Here is a 20,542-nt window from a genome sequence, read left to right on the forward strand (position 1 = left end):
TCGAGTTATCCCGTCAGTGCGGGAAGGTGGAGCTGGGAACTGTGGCCCTGATCGTCCAGAAGTACGGCGGATCGTCGTTGGAGAGCGCCGAACGTATCCGGCGCGTCGCGCAGCGGATCGTGGAAACGAAGAAACAGGGCCACGACGTCGTCGTGGTGTGCTCCGCGATGGGCGACACCACCGACGAACTGCTCGACCTCGCCAACCAGGTCAACCCGGTCCCCCCGGGTCGTGAGATGGACATGCTGCTCACCGCCGGTGAGCGGATCTCCAACTCGCTGGTCGCCATGGCCATCGACTCCTTCGGTGCCGAGGCCCAGTCCTTCACCGGGTCCCAGGCCGGTGTGATCACCACGGAGCGCCACGGCAACGCGCGTATCGTCGACGTGACCCCCGGCCGGGTGCGCGAGGCGCTGGACGCCGGCAAGATCTGCCTGGTGGCGGGTTTCCAGGGTGTCAACCGTGAGACCCGTGACATCACCACGCTCGGCCGTGGCGGCTCGGACACGACCGCCGTCGCGCTGGCCGCTGCGCTGCACGCCGACGTGTGTGAGATCTACTCCGACGTCGACGGCGTGTACACTGCCGACCCCCGCATCGTGCCGAACGCCAAGCGGCTGGACAAGATCTCCTTCGAGGAGATGCTCGAGATGGCCGCCGTCGGTGCGAAGATCCTGATGCTGCGGTGTGTGGAGTACGCCCGCGCGTTCAACGTCCCGATCCGGGTCCGTTCATCATTCAGCAACGAAACCGGCACGCTGGTGTCCGGCTCATTGGAGGATATCCCCGTGGAAGAAGCAGTCCTGACCGGTGTCGCCCACGACCGTTCCGAGGCAAAGGTCACCGTCCTCGGCATCCCGGACAAGCCGGGCGAGGCTGCGCGGGTCTTCCGTACCCTGGCCGACGCCGAGATCAACATCGACATGGTGCTGCAGAACGTCTCCTCGCTGGCGGACAACCTCACCGACATCACCTTCACCTGCCCGCGTGAGGATGCCCCGCGTGCGGTCGAGCTGCTCAAGGGCCTGCAGGGCACCGAGGACCACCAGAAGTTCGGCCAGCTGCTCTTCGACGACCAGGTCGGCAAGGTCTCCCTGGTCGGTGCGGGCATGAAGTCGCACCCGGGCGTCACCGCCGACTTCTGCGAGGCTCTGCGGGACGCCGGCATCAACATCGAACTGATCTCCACCTCCGAGATCCGGATCTCCGTACTGATCCGGGACACCGACCTGGACGCCGCCGTCGCCGCCCTGCACGAGCGTTTCCAGCTCGGTGGCGAGGAGACCGCCACCGTGTACGCCGGCACCGGCCGGTAAGTGCTGAGGACGAAAGGACACCAAGCCATGACCACTCTCGCCATCGTCGGCGCCACCGGCCAGGTCGGCCGCGTGATGCGTGACATCCTCGAGCACCGTCCGTCCGTGCTCGAGAAGATCGACACGGTCCGGTTCTTCGCCTCGGCGCGCTCCGCGGGCACCGGTATCGAGTTCAACGGCGGCACGGTCGTCGTCGAGGACGTCGAGGCCACGTCCACCGAGGACCTGCGCGGCATCGACGTCGCCCTCTTCTCCGCCGGTGGATCCACCTCCAAGGCCCAGGCGCCCCGCTTCGTCGAGGCCGGGGCCACCGTCGTCGACAACTCCTCGGCATGGCGCAAGGACCCCGAGGTCCCGCTGATCGTCTCCGAGGTCAACCCGGACGACGCGAAGGACGTGCCCAAGGGCATCATCGCCAACCCGAACTGCACCACCATGGCCGCGATGCCCGTGCTGGGCGCGCTGCACGCCGAGGCCGGGCTGAAGCGCCTGCACGTCTCCAGCTACCAGGCGGTCTCCGGTTCCGGCCTCGCTGGGGTGAAGGCGTTGGCCGACCAGGTCAGGGCGAACCTCGAGGTCCTGGAGAACCTCGCCACCGACGGGTCCGCCCTGCAGGTCGAGGACTTCGGCCCCTACGTCGCCCCGATCGCCTTCAACGCGCTGCCGATGGCCGGCAACCTCGTCGACGACGGCTCGGGGGAGACCGACGAGGAACAGAAGCTGCGCAACGAGTCGCGCAAGATCCTGCACATCCCCGAGCTCCCCGTGGCAGGTACCTGCGTGCGTGTGCCCGTGTTCACCGGCCACACGATGACGGTGCACGCGGAGTTCGATGCGGCGATCACCCCGCAGCGTGCCGAGGAGATCCTGTCGGACGCCCCGGGCGTGCAGCTCACCGACGTGCCGACCCCGTTGGCCGCCGCCGGTGTGGACCCCTCGCTGGTGGGACGTATCCGCCAGGACCAGTCCGTCGAGGGGGACCGTGGCCTGGTGCTGGTGGTCTCCGGTGACAACCTGCGCAAGGGCGCGGCGTTGAACACCATCCAGATCGCCGAGCTGCTGCTGTAGCTCTGGTATCCCGCGTCTTCCCGGCAGCTTCCCCTCCTTCTCCCAAGGCCCGTCCCCGGAAAAGTCTGGGCCCGTGCACGTGTCAGTGGTCTGAACGTGCACGGGTCCAGGTTTTTCTGCGGGGTGGGAGGCGCGGACGGGGCGCTATGACAGAGGTGTCGTCCCGGCGGCAGCGGGAGTGGTTCGGAGGGGAGAGGGTCAGGGGCGCTGACCGGTCTGTTCCACCAGGTCGAGCACCATCCTTGTGAACTCCGGGGTGGGCCCGGGAGTTGCTGCGCGGACCATCGTCACGCCCAAGTCGGCGGCCGTGTTCGCGGCCTCGTTGTCCAGGTCCCACATGACCTCCATGTGGTCCGAGATGAAGCCGACCGGCACCAGCACGATCGGACGGGGGTCGCCGACTGAACCATCCCCGTCGGCGACGGTCTCCTCCAGGTGGTCGCAGATGTCCGGCTCCAGCCAGGGGATGTGCGGCGGACCCGACCGCGACTGCCACACCAGCTCGACGTCGGTGCCGTCGTCGCCGTCGGAGGCGAAGCTGCTCAGCGCACGGATCTCCCGTGCGGCCGTGAGCACCTGCCCGGAGTAGCGGTGGGTGGTGTCGACGGACGACGCCTCGTCGGCGGACAGCGGGACAGAGTGGGCTGTGAACAGCAGGCGCGCGTCCTGCTGCGCCTCGGCCGGCAGCGACGACCGCGCCTCGTCCACCAGGCGGGCGAAGGACGACAGAAACAGCGGGTGGTCGTGGAACGGGCGGATCTTCGTCATCGTCGGCGGGGTGACTCCGGCGTCCCGGCAGGACTGCAGGGAACGCTCGATGTCCTCCCGGTACTGGATGTCCCCGGAGTAGCCACCCCAGGCCGACGTCGCGAACACGACGACCTCGGTGATCCCGTCGGCGACCATCTGTTTCGTGGTGTCTTCGACATAGGGTTCCCAGTTGCGGTTGCCGAAGTACACCGGGAGGTCGAGACCGCGGTCGGCGATCTCGGCGCGCAGGTGGTCGATGATCTCGAGGTTCTGGTCGTTGATGGGGCTCTTGCCGCCGAAGCGGTAGTAGTGCTCGCCGACCTCCACGAGCCGCTCCCGGGGGATGCCACGTCCCCGGGTGACGTTCTCGAGGAAGGGGACGACGTCCTCCTCCTTCTCGGGCCCTCCGAAGGAGAGGACGAGCAGCGCCCTGCGGGCGGTGGTGCCAGACATGCCAGACTCAGCCATGCCGATGATCCTACTCGTCGGGCAGTCCCCACTCGTGGACGAGGGCGGCGCGCAGGGTGGGGTGGCGGAAGACGTGCCCGGTGTCCTCGAGGACCGACGGGGCGACGTTCTGGTCGGCCAGGGCGAGCTCCTCGGCACCCTGGACCCCGAGGAGCAGCGCCGGCGCGGCCGCGGGGACGGGAAGGCTCAGCGGTACCCGAATCCGCTGCAGGTCGGCGAGGGTGTCGGTGAACTCGGCGTTGGTGATCATCTGCGGTCCGACGGCGTTGACCGGCCCCGAGAGCGTCTCATCGACCACGGCACGGACGTAGACGTCGACGAGGTCGTCGACAGAGATCCAGGGGAAGTGCTGACGACCGGTGCCCAGGACCCCGCCGCCGAGTCGACTCGACGCCCCCAGTGCGGTGAGCAGGGGTGAGCCGCCGGCCATGACCAGCCCGGTGCGCACGTTCACCACGCGGCGGCCGGCGTTGGCGGCGGGACCGCAGGCGGCCTCCCAGTCGGAGACGACCTCGGCGAGGAATCCCTCGCCGGCACCGGCACGTTCACCGACCCGTCCCGCGCGCCGGTGCCCGTAGAAGCCGACCGCGGACGCGCAGACGAACGACCTGACGCCGTCGGTGGCCGCAGCGAGTTCGGCGAGCCGCTGCGTCGGGCCGATGCGCGAGTCGCGGACCGCGGCCTTGTGCTTCTCCGTGAAGCGTCCCGCGATGGACGCGCCGGCGAGGTGGACGACGGTGTCTGCGCCGTCGAACAGGTCGGGGGCGGGGGAGTCAGGGTCCCAGACGCGGGCGTCCGGTTCGCCGGGCAGCGGGGAGCGCGACACGGGGATGACGGTGTGGCCCAGTGACCGCAACAGCGCGACCAGTCGGGTCCCCACCAGTCCCGTGGCCCCGGTCACCGCGACGGTGTGGTGGCCACTGGCAGAGGCGTCGCCGATGCGTGCGCGGTGTTCCAGGTCGGCGCTGAGCTGGCGGTGGCGGTAGGCGAAGACCCGGTCGAGCAGGGCCGCCGGAGCGGTGCAGTGCACCGTGTCGGTGAGGAGGGTGCCGCGGGACGTCGCGGTGTCGTCGTCGTGGAAGGCGTGGGAGTGCCGCCAGCGGACGAGCTGACGTAGCGGCGGATTGTCGCAGACGTCGACGAAGAGGCGGCCGTCGACGTAGTCCCCGGGCTGGTGCCGTGCCTGCCAGGACCGCAGACCCGGTACGCCACCGGGCAGGGAGAACACCGTGGTCCCGTCCTTCAGTGAGGATGCTTCGGCGGTGACCCCGAGGCGGGAGAAGCCCGGGGTCAGTCGGGTCACCGCGCCGGGGAGGGCGTGCCAGTCCCAGACGTCCTGGCGGGGGAAGGGGAGGTGTTGGTGGTAGCGGTGGGTCACGCACCCCAGTGTAGGGACGGCCCGTCAGCTGTGCCGGTGCCGTCTGTGACGCTGTCGTCGGAGCTGCGTCCGGACGCGGCGAGCAGGTCTGCCCGGGCGCGCGCGACCCGGGAGCGGATGGTGCCGACCCGGACCCCGCAGATGTCCGCGGCCTCGGCGTAGGTGTGGCCGAGGATCTGGGTGAGGATCAGCGCCTCGCGACGGTCGGGGGCGAGGTTGTCGAGCATCGCGCGGGCGTCCACCAGTTCCGCCCAGGTCTGGCCCCCGGTGGTGTCCGGGGAGGTGGTGAGCTCGGTGGCGTCCTCCCACTGTTCGGCGGACTTACGGGGGCGCGCCATGTCGTGGCGCACGCTGTCGACCCAGGTGTGCCGGGCCAACGAGAGCAGCCACGTCCGGGCCGACGACCGGGCGGCGAACCGTGGCAGACCGCTGAGGGCGCGCAGGTAGGTCTCCTGGGTGAGGTCGTCGGCACGGTCGGCGTCCGCGAGATGTGCCAGGAGGCGCCAGACGTCGTCGTGGGTGGCTTCGATGAAGTCGGTGAGGGCCTGCCGGTCGCCGCCGGCGGCGCGCAGGGCGAGGTCGGTCACGGCGGTATCGCCGTTCCGGCCGTCCTGACGGCCTGCCTGACGGTTGTCGTCGCGTGCTGGGGGCAGCGATCTTCTTCGCACGGTCCGCAGTCTAGCACCGTCCCTGCGGCCCGGTGACCTTTGATTCTGTCGGTATCGCTATCGCGCCAACCTCACAAATAACCTTTACCGTTCAATCGGGGGGAATTGATAGTGCGAGCCTGAACTGTCGCGTGTATAACGGGAACTGACGGCACCGTGCCCTGCGTGACCGACGATCACGACCACCGTGCGCCCCGCCGTCATCCACGACTGACACGTGCGCGATCCGTGCACCCCACGGCAGCCTCCAGGAGGGTCTTACACATGAGTACCGACGACAACCGCACCACCGGAGCCTCCGGCTCCCCCAGCTCCGAGGACATCGCCCACCGCGGCGTCTGCCCGTACTCCGGGCACTCCACCAACGCCAACGGGTCACCCGTGACCACCGAGGAGCACTCGGTCACCGTCGGCGAGCAAGGGCCGATCGCCCTCACGGACGTCCACCTCGTCGAGAAGCACGCCCACTTCAACCGTGAGCGCATCCCGGAGCGCAACGTCCACGCCAAGGGATCCGGTGCCTTCGGTGAGCTCACCGTCACCGAGGACGTCTCGGCGTACACCAAGGCCGACGTGTTCCAGCAGGGACGTGTCACCCCGATGCTGGCCCGGTTCTCCACCGTCGCCGGCGAGCAGGGTTTCCCGGACACCGTGCGCGACGTCCGCGGGTTCTCGCTGAAGTTCTACACGCAGGACGGCAACTACGACATCGTCGGCAACAACACCCCGGTGTTCTTCCTACGTGACGGCATGAAGTTCCCCGACTTCATCCGCTCCCAGAAGCGGCTGACCAACGGCCTGCGCAGCGCGGACATGCAGTGGGACTTCTGGACCCGCAGCCCCGAATCCGCCCACCAGGTCACCTACCTCATGGGCGACCGCGGGATCCCCACGGACTTCCGCCACATGGACGGCTTCAGCTCCCACACCTACCAGTGGATCAACGCCTCCGGCGAGCGCTTCTGGGTGAAGTACCACTTCAAGACCCGTCAGGGCTGGGAGTTCTTCACCGACGACGAGGCCAGCAAGGTCGTCGGCTCCGGCGACTTCGACCACTCCCGTGCAGACCTCTACGAGGCCATCGAGCGTGGCGACTACCCGACCTGGGACGTCAAGGTGCAGATCATGCCGCTGGACGAGGCGGAGGGCTACCGCTGGAACCCCTTCGACCTGACCAAGACCTGGTCGCAGCAGGACTACCCGCTGATCGACGTCGGACACTTCACGCTCAACGCGAACCCGCAGAACTTCTTCGCGCAGATCGAGCAGGCGGCGTTCGCCCCGTCCAACATCGTCCCCGGGGTCGGATTCTCGCCGGACAAGATGCTGATGGCCCGTGCGTTCGCCTACGCCGACACCCAGCGTTACCGGCTGGGCGCGAACTACCCGCAGCTGCCGGTCAACCGTCCGGTGGTCGAGGAGCGCAACTTCTACACCATGAAGGACGGTGCGGCCGCCTACGAGTTCCCCGCCGACGGCACGCCGGTCTACTCGCCGAACCGTTTCGAGCGCGGTGAAGGAACCGCGGACGTGTCCGACGGCTCCGGTGCCGTCGAGAAGGGTGTGGAGCCCGGCCAGTCGGCCTACGGGTTCGGACGTGGGCAGGAGTCCGCGACCGGGCCGGCGGACGACCTCGGACTCTTCGACAACAACTACGGTGGCGACCTCACCCGCGGGGCCTACATCCGCCATGCGGAGGACGACGACTTCGTCCAGCCCGGCAACCTCGTCCGCAACGTCCTGGACGATGCGGCCCGTGAACGGTTGGCGGGTAACATCGCCGGCGCGATGCAGGGGGTGTCCGAGCAGGTCGAGGGGCAGTGCTGGACCTACTGGGGCAAGGTTGACGAGAACCTGCGCGACCGCGTCAAGGAGATCTACACCGAGCTCAAGCAGAGCTAGGGCTGAGCCCTTCCTCGGGTTCCCCTCCGAATGACTGAGGTTAACCTGAGTAAAATCCTCGCTGAGTCTTGTCGATAGGGTGGTGGTCAGACCACCCTTCGTCTCAGTGAAAGTACAGCGAGGAGCGACATGTCATCTCGTACCCCTGACCATACCCCTGCCCGTACCCGTCTCCGGGCTGTCGGGGCCTCCCTGCTGACGGCCCTGGGGCTCGGCGCGGCCCTCGCTCCTGCCGCCCAGGCGGACACCGGCAACGTCGTGACCCTCGGAGACTCCTTCACGGCGAATCCGGACCTCGTCCGTAACACGCTCAACGGTGTGCCGGGATCCGTGGGGGACTGGGCGGCGGACTACCCGCAGACCGCCGGGTGCCTGCAGTCACCGGACAACTTCCCCCGCAAACTGGCGGCGGTCACCCGACAGCACGTCGACGACTACTCCTGCAGTGGGGTGACCTCGGGGACGATGCTGCACCGCGTCAACCAGGCGATCAGCGCCGGCAAGGTCACCGACGACTCGACGGTGGTCATGGCGGTCGGAATGAACGACTGGGGCCCCTTCGGCGCCGTCGCCGACGGGGTGAACATCCTGGATCCGGCGTCCGTCGCCGCGAACTACCGGACCAACATGTCGCGCGCCGCCGAACGTATCCGCTCGGTGGCCCCGGGTGCGACGCTGGTGGTGTCCGGTGCGTTGCCGACCGTGGACAGGCAGAGCAGCATGTTCTGTGCGGTCAACGTGGTGCCCGACATGCCGGCGGGTCTGCCGATCCCGGTCCTGCGTGACATCGAGAACTGGAACCGGGACAATCAGCGCACGGCGGCGGACGACATCGGCGCGACCTACGTCGAGGTCATCGACCCTGCCCGTGGCCATGACACCTGCGCCCCGGACGCCGACCGTTACGTTGCCGGCATCATCGACACCACGACCCCGAACTACACCATGATGTTCCACCCCTCGGAACGGGGTTCGCAGTTCCTCGCCGAGACCGTGGCACCGCACGTCTGAGTCGGCGGTGGTCATCCCCGCCACACAGGAAAACCCCCCGCCGCGGCGGGGGTTTTCCTGTGGTCGTCGGGTCAGGGGAGAGCCGGGGAGGTGCTAGTTGGTCTCCCTGGCGCGCTCGCCGCCGGACAGCGGCACCGTATGGTCCCACAGGGTGGCGTGCAAGGCGCGTCCCATGACGTAGGAACCCACCGCCTGGACCACGAGCAGGGCGAGGATCGCGACGATACCGCGGACGAGGTAGCCGACGACGAAGCCTTCCGTGGCCCACGAGTTCACGAAGTCTGCCGCGACGAGCAGCGGCAGCCCCATGCCGAGGGCCGGACCGAGCATGTTGACCTGGCTCAGCGCGTCCGGCGCGAGGTACATGGCCACCGCGGAGACGAGCACGTAGAGGGCACCGACGACGGCCAGGATGCTGACGATGATGGCGGGGATCCACCCGATTTCGCTGGTCTCCCGGACGACACCCGCCTCGGCGGCGAGCAGGTGGACGGTGGACTGTGACGGTGTGAGCATCGATTCTGTGAGCATCTTCTTCTCCTACCTGCGTCCCCGGGTGATGATCCGGGCGAAGGCCATGGTGCTGATCGCGCCGCCCAGCCCGGCGAGCAGTACGACGTCGTAGGTGATGGACGAGCTGTAGAACAGGCAGTACACGAGGAACCCGGCGATGATGGTGAGGAACACCATGTCGGCCAGGACGGCACGTCGGGCGTCGTTGCGGGTCGAGACGGCCCGCCAGAGCACCAGTGCCATGGCGGCGGCGATGATGACCGCCGCCATCCCGGCGAAGATCCACAGGAATTGTGTCGGTGTCACTTCGACTCGTCCTCTCTCTTGTCGCTCTCGCCCGGCGTCTCTGGGGGTGTGTGGTCGGTGCGGGGGTGCCCGTGGCGTCCCCGCAGCCGTGACAGCGGTGTCCCGGGGAGACCCCGGCGGCCGCTGAGGTCCAGGTCCGGCTGTGGCAGCCGGGAACGCACCTCGAGCGCGTTGACCACCGAGGCGATCGGCGACGTACGCCGTCCGCTGCGGGACGCCCGGCTGCCGCCGGTCGCCGGGGTGCTCTCGGCGGCCTCGGAGAGCGCGGAGATGCCGCCGTCCTGTGACGGGGCGACGCGTGCCGGGTCGATGCCGGCCTCGGAATCGCCGGTGTCGACGTCCTCGGTTCCGCCGTCGCCTCGGGCGTTCTGGTCGTCGAGGTCGAGCGCGGGCGGGCTGAGCTCCTCAGCGAGCTTCCGGCGCCGCCGCTGCTCCTCGGCCTCGATCCGGCGTCGTTTGTCTTCGGCGGCCTTCTTGGCGTTGGCCTTGGCGATCTTCTCGCGTTGTTCGCGGGAGAGACTGTCGAGGTCGTTGACGTCGAGGCTGTCGTCCTGCCGCATGATCGCGGCGACGAAGGCGGCGGCGTGCGGGGTCGAGTCGACCTTCTCCACGTCGAAGACGCCGTCCTCGCTGGCACGTCCACCACGGTTGCCGCGGTAGCCGCGGGGGCCGGGGACACCGCGCTCGACGAGGTGCTCCACGTCGAACTCGATCTTGCGTTTGCGCACCGACGGGGAGATCTTCGCCTCCATGACGGCCAGGGAGTGCAGCAGTTCCTGCGGGTCGGCACCGTACATGGCGTGCACGGCGAGGAAGCGCTGCACCCGGGTGAGCCCGTGGGTACGGAACTCGGACGTCGCCACGGAACTGGCGTCGTTGAGGTTGCGTTTGCCCGCCGCGGCGTCTTCGTCGACCTCCTTGGGGCCGGTGACACCGAGGGCCAGGGTGCCGGGGGTCATGGTGATTGAGGCGATGAAGACCGCGATGTCACGTTCCCGGGTGAGCCGCAGCGGGTAGTAGATCATCACCGGTGCGATGTGACGACCGGTGGTGAAGGTGTCGTAGGCCATGATCGTCGATTCCTTGACGATCTGCCCGACCAGCCAGACCGAGTAGGAGGCCCCGTGGCCGATCTGGTGGAGTACGTTCTTCAGTCCCATCACCGCGCTCCTTCCGTGGCGGCCGCCGCGTCTGCGGCGGTGGTTGATCCGGATTCCGTGTGCGCCAGGCCGTACTGTTCGGACGGGAGGACGACGCCCACCGCGTCATCCGGGTCACCGAGCACGGTGTGGACGTAGTCGGTGGTGTCGGTGAGGGAGGCGGCGGCGTCCTCGGTGATCTGGGTGAACACCCCGATGAAGAGGAACATGCCGACGCTGATGACCATCATCGTGGCGCCCGGCAAGGTGAGCCGGGCGCTGACGGCCAGGCTGGGGTCCATGTCCTGCTTGTCCATCGGTTTGCCCCAGAAGCACTTCCGCCAGACGTGCAGCATGCTCAGCAGCGCACCGACGGAGGCGATGACCACGGCACCGACCCCGACCCAGACCATCGGGCCGGAGTCACGCACCATCGCGAAGACCAGCATGAGCTTGCCCCACAACCCGGAGAACGGCGGGAACCCGATCAACGACATCGCTGCGGCGGCGAAGACGACGGAGATCAGCGGGTCGCGGCGCATCAGGCCGGAGAGCCGTCGCAGGCGTCCGGTGCCGTAGGTCTCCTCGATGGCGCCGGCGGCCATGATCATCGCTCCGGCGGTGATCATGTGGTGGAGCATGTAGAAGATCGCGGCGGAGAGCATCAGCTCGGCACTGCCGCCGAGGAAGGCCAGGGCGACGAGGATGAACGGGATGCCGTTGACCATCTGGTAGGAGATCACGCCACGCAGGGTGGTCTCCCCGAGGGCGGCGAACCCGCCGATCACCATGCCGATGACGGCGAAGACGAGGATGGGAAGGGCCCAGCGCTGGTCGCCCTCGAAGACGGTCATGTAGACCCGCAGGATCGCGTAGACACCGACCTTGGTGTGCAGACCGGAGAACAGCGCCATCACCGAGGGGGAGGTGGAGCCGTAGGCGCGGGGCAGCCAGGTGTGCACCGGGGCGGCGCCGGCCTTGACGGCGAGGGCGATCAGGACGATGCCGAGGGCGAGCCACAGCTGCCACTGGGTGCCGAAGATGCCGTCGGCGAACCCGTCTGCCCCACGTTCCCCGGCGGCCCCGGCGAGGGCGGCCATGTTCGTGGTGCCGACGACCGCGTACACCAGGGCTACTCCGGACAGCAGACACAACGAGGTGACCAGGTTGACCAGGACGAACGTCCGGCCTGCAGCGAGGCGGGCCCATGTGCCGGTCATGGCCAGCAGCCCGAAGGACGGCATGAGCATGACCTCGATGAAGACGAAGAGATTGAACAGGTCAGCGGTGAGGAACGCGCCCCAGACACCGGAGAGCAGCATCAAGGTCATCGCCGGGTAGAACCGTGCCCGGGATTCACCGACGGCTTCGGCGAACCAGTTGGCGGTGAGGGCCACGGTGGACGTCGCCACGATCATCACCGCAGACAGGGTGTCGGCGGCCAGGGGGATGGAGACGCCGCCGACGAAGGAGCCGATGTTGTCGGCGACGACGGTGGTCTCGCCCCCGCCGGAGACCTGGGTCAGCAGCAGGACACCGCCGACGAGACCGGTGGCGGGGACCAGCAGGCCGAGGGCGCGACGGGGGAGGCTCCACGGCAGGATCGCGGCGATGCCGGAGGCCATCAACGGGACGACGACGAAGAGCGCGAGGAGGGGTCCGACGGTGTCGGGGTTCATCAGTAGTCCACCTCTCGGTCGCGGCGGCGCTGTGCCTGGGCTGAGTCTTCGTGGATGCGGTGGGCGGAGCGCCGGCCGACCGTGTCCAGGGTGCGGAACTCGCGGCGGGCGCGCTGGACGTCCTCACCGGAACGGGTGTCGTCGTCGCGACCGAGGGCGGCGAGGGCGAGGAGCACGGCGGTCGTGGCCATCGAGATGACGATGGCGGTCAGGACGAACGCCTGGGGGAGCGGGTCGGCGGACTCCGCGGGAAGCGTCCGGTCCGCCAGCGGGTCGGAGCGCCAGGCGCCGATGCCGGCGGCGAGGAGGAGCAGGTTGACTCCGTGACTCATCAGCGTCGTGCCGATGATGACGCGGACCATGCCACGCTGCATCACCATGTACACGCCCGCGGCGACGAGGAGGGCGATGATTGCCGCGATGATCATCGGTTGTCACCGTCCTTTCCTGTGTCGTTGCCGGCGTTGTCACCGGGGTCGGGTTGGTCGTGTTGGTCCTGTCGGCCCTGTTTCTTCTTCGTCGCCTTCCTGCGTTGCTCTTCGGCGACGGCCGACGGGTTCAGCGGGATGGCGGATCCCCCGGCGGTGACCGCGACCTTCGAGCCGGCGATCGCCTGGAGCTCGGGCCGTTGGGACATCGACTTCGAGGACTCGACGGGGCTCGCCTTGGACGGCTTCCCGGCCTCGGCACCGGGCCGGTCCCGTCCGCCCAGGGAGTTGAGCACGATGGTGACGATGCCGATCACCGCCAGGTAGACGCCGCCGTCGAAGAACAGGGAGGAACTGAAGTGCTCGGAGCCGATGTAGAAGTGGATCGGTGCCAGGAAGCTGCCCTCGAAGAAGCCGACGAGCCCGGTGACCAGGGCCAGCACGATGCCGCCGCCGACGAACTGGTACCCCAGGTCGGCGCCGCCGATACGTTTCGCGTTCGGCTGCACCAGGTACCAGAAGACCAGGCCGAGGGCGAGCATCAGGGCGGCGAGGAAGCCGCCGCCGGGTGCCTGGTGTCCGCGGTAGAGCGTGACGGCGGAGTAGACCACGAGCACGGCGAGGAACGGCCAGATGACCTGACGACCCAGAATCGAGTTGAGGTGGGTGCTGCGCAGGTACTTCGAGTAGAACGGTGCGAGCTCGGGGACCTTGTGGACGTCGGGGAACTTGGTGGAGCCTTCCTTGCGGAAGAGCTCGGCGGTGGAACCGGGGCCGTAGCCCGGCACCGGGGACTTCGGCACCGAGGCGACGATCGCGGCGATGACGATGCCCGCCATGCCGAGCACGGAGAGCTCACCGAGGGTATCCAGTGCACGGAACTCGACGAGGATTGCGGCGACGATGTTGTTCGCGCCGGAGACCTCCGGGGATTCGGTGATGTACCACTGGGCGAGTTCGGGGCGCGGGTGACGGCCGATGAGCAGCCAGACACCGATGAACACGACCAGACCGACGACCGCGGCCAGGGTGACGGCAAACTTCGTGCGGTTCTCGCCCTCCTTGAGGTAGAGACGCGGCTGGTGCCGGACCACGAGCATGAGGAACACGGTGACGATGAACTCGACCATGAGGTTGGTCATCGCCACGTCCGGCGCTCCGAGCGTCAGCATGATCCAGGAGACACCGGCGCCGGCGACGCCGACGAGGATGACCGAGCCCATCCGCGAGCGGGTGGAGATGATCGCCATGGTCACGAGGAACATGATGAGCAGCCCGGCGATGTCGGTGATGTTGTCGATGCCGCCGACCCGCGGCGGCAGGGCGCCGAGCTGCTCCAGGCCACCGGGGCCGAAGAAGGCGGCGACGGTGAGGACGAGGATCATCACGAAGATCCACAGCAGGTGGGTGTTCGGGCTGAGGGCGTTGCCCAGCCGGCTGACGAGTCGTCCCCACCGGCTGGCCATGCGCAGTGTGAAGGCGATGAACTCGTTGCCGGTGAAGGGGAACAGCCGGTGGTCCTCCATCCAGTCCGTGTACGCCCGGTGGCGCAGCGCCACGAGGACGGCACCGACGACGATGACGGCGACGGTGATGTAGAGCGGAATCCCGAAGCCGTGCCACAGGGCCAGGTGGGAGTGTGATTCGCCGGAACCGATGGATCCGACGACGGAGTCCAGCGGGGAGTTCACGGAGGTGAGGAACAGGACGACCGGAAGAGAGAGGACACCGGGGATGGCTGCCGGCAACCAGAAGGAGGCCGGGGCCTCCTTGACCTCGTCGACGGGGACGACGTCCGCGCCGTCCACGGCCGAGCCGGTGTCGATGAAGGCGCCGATGAGGTATTTCGCGGAGTACATGAAGGTGGCCACGGCACCGATGCCGGCGGCGACCAGCAGGACGATCTCCCAGGACGGCACCAGCGGTGACTCGGTGAAGGACTCGAGCATGCCCTCCTTCGACACGAAGCCGAGGGTCGGGGGGATGCCCGCCATGCTGGCTGCGGCGACGGCGGCGGCGGTGAAGGTGGCCGGCATCCGGCGCCAGATGGAGCCGAGTTCGCGGATGTCACGGGAGCCGTTCTGGTGGTCGACGACGCCGATGATCATGAACAGCGAGGACTTGAACATCGCGTGCGCGGCGGTGTGGACCACGGCCGCGGCGAGGGCGAACGGGGTGCCGATGCCGATGGTCGCGACGATCCAGCCGAGCTGGGAGACGGTGGAGTACGCGGTCAGGCGCTTGAGGTCGGTCTGCTGGTAGGCGAAGACCGCGGCCATCACGGCCGTCGACATGCCCGCGATGATCAGCATCAGGTTCCAGACCAGGACGTCGGAGAAGATGCCGGAGAACCGCAGCAGAAGGTAGATACCGGCCTTGACCACGGCGGCGGCGTGCAGGAACGCCGAGACCGGGGTCGCGGCGGCCATCGCCTCGGGGAGCCAGACGTGGAACGGCAGTTGTGCGGCCTTCGAGAACCCGGCGAGGGCGATGAGCACGGCGACGGTCGCGGTGAGGGAGGCGTCCTGACCCCAGACGTCGCTGGCGATGATGCCGGAGATGCTGGTGGTGCCGGTGGCCACGACGGAGACGCCCAGGGCGACCAGCAGGCTGAGCCCGCCGGTGAAGGTGAGGATGAGGGTGCGCACGGCACCGGGTTCGCCGGTGTGGCCGGCGCGGGCGATGAGGAAGAAGGACGCCAGGGAGACGAGTTCCCAGCCGATGAAGAGGACGGAGACGTCGTCGGCGAGGAAGAGCAGCACCACCGAGAACATGAACGCGGTCATCAGCACGTAGAAGTTCATGACGTGCTCCCCGCGGTGGAGGTACCGCGAGGAGTAGGCGACGACCGCTGAACCGATCAACAGGGCCAGGAGGGTGAAGAACATGCCGAGCGAGTCCATGCGCAGGGCGAACTCCAGGTTCGCCCCGTCGCCGCCCGCGCCCGGGACGATGCCCTCGATCCACGTGGCGGAGAAGACGGAGTCCCGCCCGTCGAGGACGTCCCCGGCGTGGGAGAGGACGTAGGTGGCCAACCCGAGGAACACCGCGGCCAGGGGCCAACCGGCGTTGCGGTCGAGAGTCTTGACCAGGACCGGGGTCAGTGCGAGAGCTATGGCAAGCACCACAGGAACGACGATCAAGGTCACGGTCTCACCAACACCTCACAATTGTTCTGACTCGGTAGACGCCTCAGGGGTCCCGAAGGATGTCCGCCCGACACGGGCCGGACGACCGGCGGGTCCGCTCGGAACCCGGGTCACCTCATGCGACGTCACAAGTTTAACAGGCGTGTCGGACACGGGTACGGGCAGCACTTTGCAGTAGTGGCGGTTCCGTGGGTGTTGTTACCATCGGGAGGATGTCAACCACATCATCACCCGCACCCGCGCCGACGTCCGACCCCCTGGAGCTCCCCGCCCTCGGCTTCGGGACCTACAAGTTGCGGGGGGCCGACGGCAGCGAGGCCGTCACCGGTGCCCTCGAGCTCGGCTACCGGCTCATCGACTCCGCCTACAACTACGAGAATGAGGGCACCGTCGGTGCAGGCATCCGTGCCGCCGTCGAGCGTGGCGTCGCCGCGCGTGAGGAGATCATCTACACCAGCAAACTCCCCGGGCGCTACCACGAGCGGACGTCAGCGTTGGCCACGGTCGAGGAGTCCTACCACCGCTCCGGCGTCGGCCCGATCGACCTCTACCTGATCCACTGGCCGAACCCGAAGCAGGGGCACTACGTCGAGGCATGGCGGGCCCTGATCGAAGCACGCGAGCGGGGACTGGTCACGCACATCGGCGTCTGCAACTTCCTGCCCGAACACATGGAGGTGCTCGAGAAGGAGACCGGTGAACTGCCGGAGGTCAACCAGATCGAACTCCACCCGGCCTTCCCTCAGGTCGGCGCGCTGGAGTGGAATACCGCGCACGGGGTGATCACCGAAGGCTGGAGCCCGTTGGGGCGCGGCGCGGCCCTGGACAGCGTGCCGGTGCAGGACGCCGCCCGGGCGCACGACGCGACACCGGGGCAGGTGGTCCTGGCGTGGCACCGGGCGGTCGGTTCACTGGCGATCCCGAAGGCGGCGACCCGGGCACGGCAGCGGGAGAACCTCGAGTCCCTGACACTCGAGCTCACCGCGGACGAGATCACCGCCATCACCGCGCTGGGCAACCCCGACGGTCGGCTCAAGGGGCAGGATCCGGCGACCTACGAGGAATTCTGACCGTCAGGGTGGCCCGGGTGCACCGGGTCGACCGTATCGTCCGGGTCGGAGGTCGCTGACCAGTAGACTCGGGTGCGTGACTACTCCGTCTTCCCCGTCCTCGTCCCCGTCGCCCCTCCGGATCCGCCTGCTCAACGACTACGAGGTAGTGGTCGCCGGACTCCGGGGGATGCTTGCGCCGTACCCGGAGCGCATCCGGATCGTGGAAACCGACGTCGGCACCACCGGTGAGTGCACGGTGGACCTCACCCTCTACGACACCTTCGGGCTGACCCAGGCTGACGGCGACGAGATCGACGAGGTCCTCGCCGACCCGGATGCGGGCCGCGTGGTGGTCTACAGCTGGAACATGCAGGCGGATCTCATCCAGGCTGCCCTGGACAAGGGATGTCGGGGCTACCTCGACAAGTCGATGGGCGCCGGGGTGCTCGTGGCGTGTCTCGAGGCGATCGGGGCGGGGGACGTCCTGGTCTCGGACACCGCCGAGATCGTCGAGCGGGGAGGGGGTGCGGCGGCCGATCCTGCGTTGGCACGGGGGACGTGGCCGGGTCAGGCGGAGGGCTTGACCGCCCGGGAGGCGGAGATCGTCGCGCTGATCACCCGCGGGCTGACGAACGCGGAGATCGCGACGCGGAGCTACATCACGATCAACTCGTTGAAGTCGTGCATCCGCTCGGCGTACCGGAAGATGGGCGTGGAGCGGCGTTCGCAGGCGGTGCGCTGGGGGATGGAGCACGGTATGGTTCCGCCGAAGCGGGAGCGAATCACGCAGTAGCTTGCGCTGGGGGCGGCGCGCCGGTAGACCGTCGCTCCGTGAGAAGGCCCCGCCCGGGAAAGCAGTTGCTTTCCGGGCGGGGCCTTCTCCTGTGGGACGCCAGTCGTCGACGTGACTACCTCTTGCGCGTCACCAAGCCGACGATCCACAGCAGGATCACCGCACCGATCAGGCAGGTGATGAAGCTGAAGAAGATGTTTCCGCCGGCGACGTCGACACCGAACAGCGTCAGCAGCCAACCGCCGAGGAAGCCGCCGATGACACCGACGACGATGTTGAGGAGGATCCCCATCGAGGCGTCGGTGCCCATGATCTTCGAGCCGATCCAGCCGGCGAGACCACCGACGATGATCCAGCCGATGAAACCGAGCGGGGGTGCTGATTCCGCCGCGAGGATGAGAGTGGTGGAGTCCATGTCATTCTCCGTTCAGGAAAAGTCGTCGGGTGTTAGTTTCCGGTGATCTTGTCGATGCCTTCGGACACCTTGTCCTTGGCGTTCTCTGCGGCGTCTTTGACGCTGGACTTTGCCTGGTCGGTTTTGCCGTCTCCTTTGAGACGGTCGTTTCCGGTGGCGTCGCCAGCAGCTTCCTTGGCCTTGCCGGTCGCGTCCTCCGCCTTGTTCTTGATCTTGTCGTCGAGTCCCACGGGGTCTCCTTTCGATCGTCGAAAACAATGTCAGTGTCCGACTGTACGTGAATAGTTCTCCACTGTGGGGTGCGGACAACCGAAATTTTCCGGTTGACGTGCAGGGGTAAATGTCACAAATACATGCGTCAATGGACGATTCTCCGCACTGGAGGAGAATCGACCTTGTCCGGAAATTGAAAAGGCATTAACTGGTAGGTGAGTGTGCTCCCTGCCCGTCCTCCGTTGCCGTCCACGGCACGCCGAGCTCCTTGAGGCGTCGCACGGTTGCGAGGTCTCCGTCCGTGGCCGTGTCGGCGAACCCGCCGACGGCGAGGAGCGTGTCGAGCCGCACACCGAGGGACGGTCGGGCCTGCCCCGGCAGGACGGCATGCGGTGTCTCGTCGTCGGTGGGGTGGACCACGCCGATGACCAGGTCGTGGCCGGCGTCCGCGGCGTCGCGGAGATGCGACAGCCAGTGTGGCGGGACCAGGGAACCGGGATCGGTGTGCGCCGTCCAGTGGCACCCGAGAGCGACACCGGCCGATGCTCCCCAGACGGCGGCGTCCGCCACACCGGCGTTGCGCGCGGCGTTGACGTGGGGGAAGTAGCCGGACAGCGTCCGGATCTCCGGCTGGACGCAGGCTGCCCGGAGCTCGTCCACCTGCGCCTCGCTGGAGTCGGTGCAGCGGTCGAAGACCACGGTCAGCGTGACGGGAAGATTCACCTTCCGGGAAGCCCCGATGATCGCGCGGACGGCCGGTGCAACCGTCGACGCCTCATTGTGTACCGGCATCACCACCGAGATCGCCGCGACTGTGCCAGTGGGGCTGTCAGGACCGTCGAGGCTGTCGGGGCCGTGCACGGTCGTCATCGCCCACCCCACACGGCGGGCGGACCGTCAGGCATGGTGCCGGTTGCGGACGGCACCGCCGCGCCCCGTGCCCGACGGACCGTGGGCGGTAGTGGCACCGGCGGGGCATGGTGCTCGCTGGACGGGGTGAAACGTGTCATCCGGACAACATTAGGAGGAACCTGAGTCGTCGGACACACCCCTGAGGGTGGGGGCAGGCCCTGCTGAGCGACGAATATGGACGAGAAAAACACCCTCCGTCCTGCCTGTGCAGGTCGGAGGGTGTTCCTCTGGCTGTCGGGGTAGCGGGATTTGAACCCACGACCTCTTCGTCCCGAACGAAGCGCGCTGCCAAGCTGCGCCATACCCCGGTCTGGAACGGCACACCTCATCCCTGACGGGAATCGCTGTGTCGCAACAGGTAAGCACTATAGACGGGTCATCGGCCCGCTGGCAAAACAGCAGGACAGTGGTGGTGTCAGGACGTGCGCTCGACGACCCTGACCACGGTCGCCGACGGACGGCAGAACGTCCGGAACGGCACGTACTTCGACGTGCCCAGCCCGTTGGTCACATGCAGCCACATCCGTTCGGACCACCGGGACAGCCCGGAGGCACGGGACCGGTCGACGCCGCAGTTGGTGATGATCGCCCGGCCACCGGGCAGGCACAGCTGCCCACCGTGGGTGTGGCCCGACATCATCAGCTGGTACCCGTCGGCGGCGAACTCGTCGAGCACCCGCGGCTCCGGGGAGTGCGACAGTCCGATCGCCAGATCGGCCTCGGCGTTCGGCGGGCCGCCGAGCGCGTCGTAGTCGTCCCGGTCGAGGTGGGGGTCGTCCACGCCGCCCACGGCGAGCTTCACTCCGGCGGTGGCGAAATCGACCCGACGGTGCGTGGCGTCCTCCCACCCGTGTTCGACGAACGCGGCCCGCATGCCCTTCCACGGCAGCTCGACGTCGCTGGGCTTGTTGCGCTTGCCGAGCAGGTAGTTGAACGGGTTCACCGGGTGCGGGGCGTAGTAGTCGTTGCTGCCGAAGATGAACACCCCCGGGCGGCGCAGCAGCGGTCCGAGCGCCCGGAGGACCGCGGGGACCGCCTGCTCCTCGCCCAGGTTGTCGCCGGTGTTGACCACCAGGTCGGGTTCCAGGGCGTCGAGCCCGGCGACCCAGTGCTGCTTGATCCGCTGGTTGGCCAGCATGTGCAGGTCAGAGATGTGGAGGATGGTGAACGCGTCCTGTCCCTCGGCCAGGGTGCCGGCGGGCAGGACGGGGACGGTGACCTCGTGCAGGACGAACGCACGTGTCTCCGCGAACGCGGCCAGGGCGGTGGCGGCGCCGGCGGCGGCCAACCCTCCCACGACGGAGAACGCCCGGGACAGCGTACGCGACGGTGCGCGGGACGCCTCTCTGCGGGAGACGGGCGGGTGGTCGGGGCTGCGTCGG

Annotated in this window: 19 protein-coding genes and 1 tRNA gene; 6 read left to right on the forward strand and 14 right to left on the reverse strand. The window is 68.1% G+C overall.

Going from position 1 to position 20,542, the window contains the following annotated elements; all coding sequences use genetic code 11:
• Positions 1-41: 41 nt before the first annotated feature.
• Both PQI66_RS13895 and PQI66_RS13900 read left to right on the forward strand, forming a co-directional pair.
• A complete protein-coding gene (locus PQI66_RS13895) occupies positions 42-1,316 on the forward strand; it encodes an aspartate kinase (RefSeq protein WP_339999114.1) in 1,275 nt (424 codons plus the stop codon).
• 27 nt (positions 1,317-1,343) lie between these two features.
• Positions 1,344-2,384 (forward strand): aspartate-semialdehyde dehydrogenase, encoded by a 1,041-nt coding sequence (locus PQI66_RS13900; RefSeq protein ID WP_339999115.1) that lies wholly within the window; start codon positions 1,344-1,346, stop codon positions 2,382-2,384.
• Positions 2,385-2,582: 198 nt separating this feature from the next.
• On the opposite strand, the gene PQI66_RS13905 is transcribed toward PQI66_RS13900, so the two are convergent.
• Genes PQI66_RS13905 through PQI66_RS13915 form a run of 3 tightly spaced genes read right to left on the reverse strand, consistent with a single transcriptional unit; the run spans position 2,583 to position 5,633 of the window.
• Positions 2,583-3,602 carry a ferrochelatase gene (locus tag PQI66_RS13905; RefSeq protein ID WP_339999116.1) on the reverse strand — a complete coding sequence of 340 codons (1,020 nt, stop codon included), beginning with the start codon at positions 3,600-3,602 and terminating at the stop codon, positions 2,583-2,585.
• Between the two features lie 10 nt (positions 3,603-3,612).
• On the reverse strand, positions 3,613-4,980 hold the full coding sequence (locus PQI66_RS13910) for a TIGR01777 family oxidoreductase (RefSeq protein WP_339999117.1): 1,368 nt from the start codon (positions 4,978-4,980) through the stop codon (positions 3,613-3,615).
• On the reverse strand, positions 4,977-5,633 hold the full coding sequence (locus tag PQI66_RS13915) for an RNA polymerase sigma factor (RefSeq protein WP_445228040.1): 657 nt from the start codon (positions 5,631-5,633) through the stop codon (positions 4,977-4,979). The genes PQI66_RS13910 and PQI66_RS13915 overlap by 4 nt, the downstream gene beginning before the upstream one ends.
• Before the next feature lie 279 nt (positions 5,634-5,912).
• On the opposite strand from PQI66_RS13915, the gene PQI66_RS13920 reads away from it, so the two are divergent.
• Positions 5,913-7,550, forward strand: a complete 1,638-nt coding sequence (locus PQI66_RS13920) for a catalase (protein ID WP_339999119.1) — start codon at positions 5,913-5,915, stop codon at positions 7,548-7,550.
• 129 nt (positions 7,551-7,679) lie between these two features.
• Entirely contained in the window at positions 7,680-8,561 is an 882-nt protein-coding gene (locus tag PQI66_RS13925; RefSeq protein ID WP_339999120.1) for a GDSL-type esterase/lipase family protein, read from the forward strand.
• Positions 8,562-8,654: 93 nt separating this feature from the next.
• Here PQI66_RS13925 and PQI66_RS13930 read toward each other — a convergent pair whose 3' ends face one another.
• Genes PQI66_RS13930 through PQI66_RS13955 form a run of 6 tightly spaced genes read right to left on the reverse strand, consistent with a single transcriptional unit; the run spans position 8,655 to position 15,775 of the window.
• Positions 8,655-9,092, reverse strand: a complete 438-nt coding sequence (locus PQI66_RS13930) for a Na+/H+ antiporter subunit G (RefSeq protein WP_339999121.1) — start codon at positions 9,090-9,092, stop codon at positions 8,655-8,657.
• Between the two features lie 9 nt (positions 9,093-9,101).
• Complete coding sequence (locus PQI66_RS13935) at positions 9,102-9,380, reverse strand: monovalent cation/H+ antiporter complex subunit F (RefSeq protein WP_038545955.1); 279 nt, start codon at positions 9,378-9,380, stop codon at positions 9,102-9,104.
• Positions 9,377-10,540, reverse strand: coding sequence for a Na+/H+ antiporter subunit E (locus PQI66_RS13940; protein ID WP_339999122.1), 1,164 nt, complete (start codon positions 10,538-10,540; stop codon positions 9,377-9,379). The genes PQI66_RS13935 and PQI66_RS13940 overlap by 4 nt, the downstream gene beginning before the upstream one ends.
• Positions 10,540-12,198: a monovalent cation/H+ antiporter subunit D family protein gene (locus PQI66_RS13945; RefSeq protein ID WP_339999123.1), complete on the reverse strand. Its 1,659-nt coding sequence runs from the start codon at positions 12,196-12,198 to the stop codon at positions 10,540-10,542. The genes PQI66_RS13940 and PQI66_RS13945 overlap by 1 nt, the downstream gene beginning before the upstream one ends.
• Positions 12,198-12,626, reverse strand: coding sequence for a sodium:proton antiporter (locus PQI66_RS13950; protein ID WP_339999124.1), 429 nt, complete (start codon positions 12,624-12,626; stop codon positions 12,198-12,200). The genes PQI66_RS13945 and PQI66_RS13950 overlap by 1 nt, the downstream gene beginning before the upstream one ends.
• Positions 12,623-15,775, reverse strand: a complete 3,153-nt coding sequence (locus PQI66_RS13955; protein ID WP_339999125.1) for a DUF4040 family protein — start codon at positions 15,773-15,775, stop codon at positions 12,623-12,625. The genes PQI66_RS13950 and PQI66_RS13955 overlap by 4 nt, the downstream gene beginning before the upstream one ends.
• Positions 15,776-15,987: 212 nt before the next feature.
• On the opposite strand from PQI66_RS13955, the gene PQI66_RS13960 reads away from it, so the two are divergent.
• Both PQI66_RS13960 and PQI66_RS13965 read left to right on the forward strand, forming a co-directional pair.
• Positions 15,988-16,845 carry an aldo/keto reductase gene (locus tag PQI66_RS13960; protein ID WP_339999126.1) on the forward strand — a complete coding sequence of 286 codons (858 nt, stop codon included), beginning with the start codon at positions 15,988-15,990 and terminating at the stop codon, positions 16,843-16,845.
• Positions 16,846-16,921: 76 nt separating this feature from the next.
• Entirely contained in the window at positions 16,922-17,620 is a 699-nt protein-coding gene (locus tag PQI66_RS13965) for a response regulator transcription factor (protein WP_339999127.1), read from the forward strand.
• Between the two features lie 115 nt (positions 17,621-17,735).
• Here PQI66_RS13965 and PQI66_RS13970 read toward each other — a convergent pair whose 3' ends face one another.
• The 5 genes from PQI66_RS13970 to PQI66_RS13990 form a co-directional block, all read right to left on the reverse strand.
• Positions 17,736-18,035, reverse strand: a complete 300-nt coding sequence (locus PQI66_RS13970) for a GlsB/YeaQ/YmgE family stress response membrane protein (protein ID WP_339999128.1) — start codon at positions 18,033-18,035, stop codon at positions 17,736-17,738.
• 32 nt (positions 18,036-18,067) lie between these two features.
• Positions 18,068-18,265 (reverse strand): CsbD family protein, encoded by a 198-nt coding sequence (locus tag PQI66_RS13975; protein ID WP_339999129.1) that lies wholly within the window; start codon positions 18,263-18,265, stop codon positions 18,068-18,070.
• Positions 18,266-18,452: 187 nt separating this feature from the next.
• Complete coding sequence (locus tag PQI66_RS13980) at positions 18,453-19,118, reverse strand: glycosyltransferase (protein ID WP_339999130.1); 666 nt, start codon at positions 19,116-19,118, stop codon at positions 18,453-18,455.
• 276 nt (positions 19,119-19,394) lie between these two features.
• Positions 19,395-19,468, reverse strand: a tRNA-Pro gene (locus tag PQI66_RS13985).
• Positions 19,469-19,575: 107 nt separating this feature from the next.
• Entirely contained in the window at positions 19,576-20,478 is a 903-nt protein-coding gene (locus PQI66_RS13990) for a metallophosphoesterase (RefSeq protein ID WP_445228041.1), read from the reverse strand.
• Positions 20,479-20,542 lie beyond the last annotated feature (64 nt).

The organism is Corynebacterium sp. USCH3, from assembly GCF_037619475.1.
Classification (GTDB): domain Bacteria; phylum Actinomycetota; class Actinomycetes; order Mycobacteriales; family Mycobacteriaceae; genus Corynebacterium.

Coding starts and splice junctions, on each gene's coding strand:
- PQI66_RS13905 (WP_339999116.1), bottom strand. CDS start 3,602: ATGGCTGAGTCTGGCATGTCTGGCACCACCGCCCGCAGGGCGCTGCTC.
- PQI66_RS13930 (WP_339999121.1), bottom strand. CDS start 9,092: ATGCTCACAGAATCGATGCTCACACCGTCACAGTCCACCGTCCACCTG.
- PQI66_RS13970 (WP_339999128.1), bottom strand. CDS start 18,035: ATGGACTCCACCACTCTCATCCTCGCGGCGGAATCAGCACCCCCGCTC.
- PQI66_RS13960 (WP_339999126.1), top strand. CDS start 15,988: ATGTCAACCACATCATCACCCGCACCCGCGCCGACGTCCGACCCCCTG.
- PQI66_RS13940 (WP_339999122.1), bottom strand. CDS start 10,540: ATGGGACTGAAGAACGTACTCCACCAGATCGGCCACGGGGCCTCCTAC.
- PQI66_RS13900 (WP_339999115.1), top strand. CDS start 1,344: ATGACCACTCTCGCCATCGTCGGCGCCACCGGCCAGGTCGGCCGCGTG.
- PQI66_RS13980 (WP_339999130.1), bottom strand. CDS start 19,118: ATGACGACCGTGCACGGCCCCGACAGCCTCGACGGTCCTGACAGCCCC.
- PQI66_RS13950 (WP_339999124.1), bottom strand. CDS start 12,626: ATGATCATCGCGGCAATCATCGCCCTCCTCGTCGCCGCGGGCGTGTAC.
- PQI66_RS13925 (WP_339999120.1), top strand. CDS start 7,680: ATGTCATCTCGTACCCCTGACCATACCCCTGCCCGTACCCGTCTCCGG.
- PQI66_RS13920 (WP_339999119.1), top strand. CDS start 5,913: ATGAGTACCGACGACAACCGCACCACCGGAGCCTCCGGCTCCCCCAGC.
- PQI66_RS13945 (WP_339999123.1), bottom strand. CDS start 12,198: ATGAACCCCGACACCGTCGGACCCCTCCTCGCGCTCTTCGTCGTCGTC.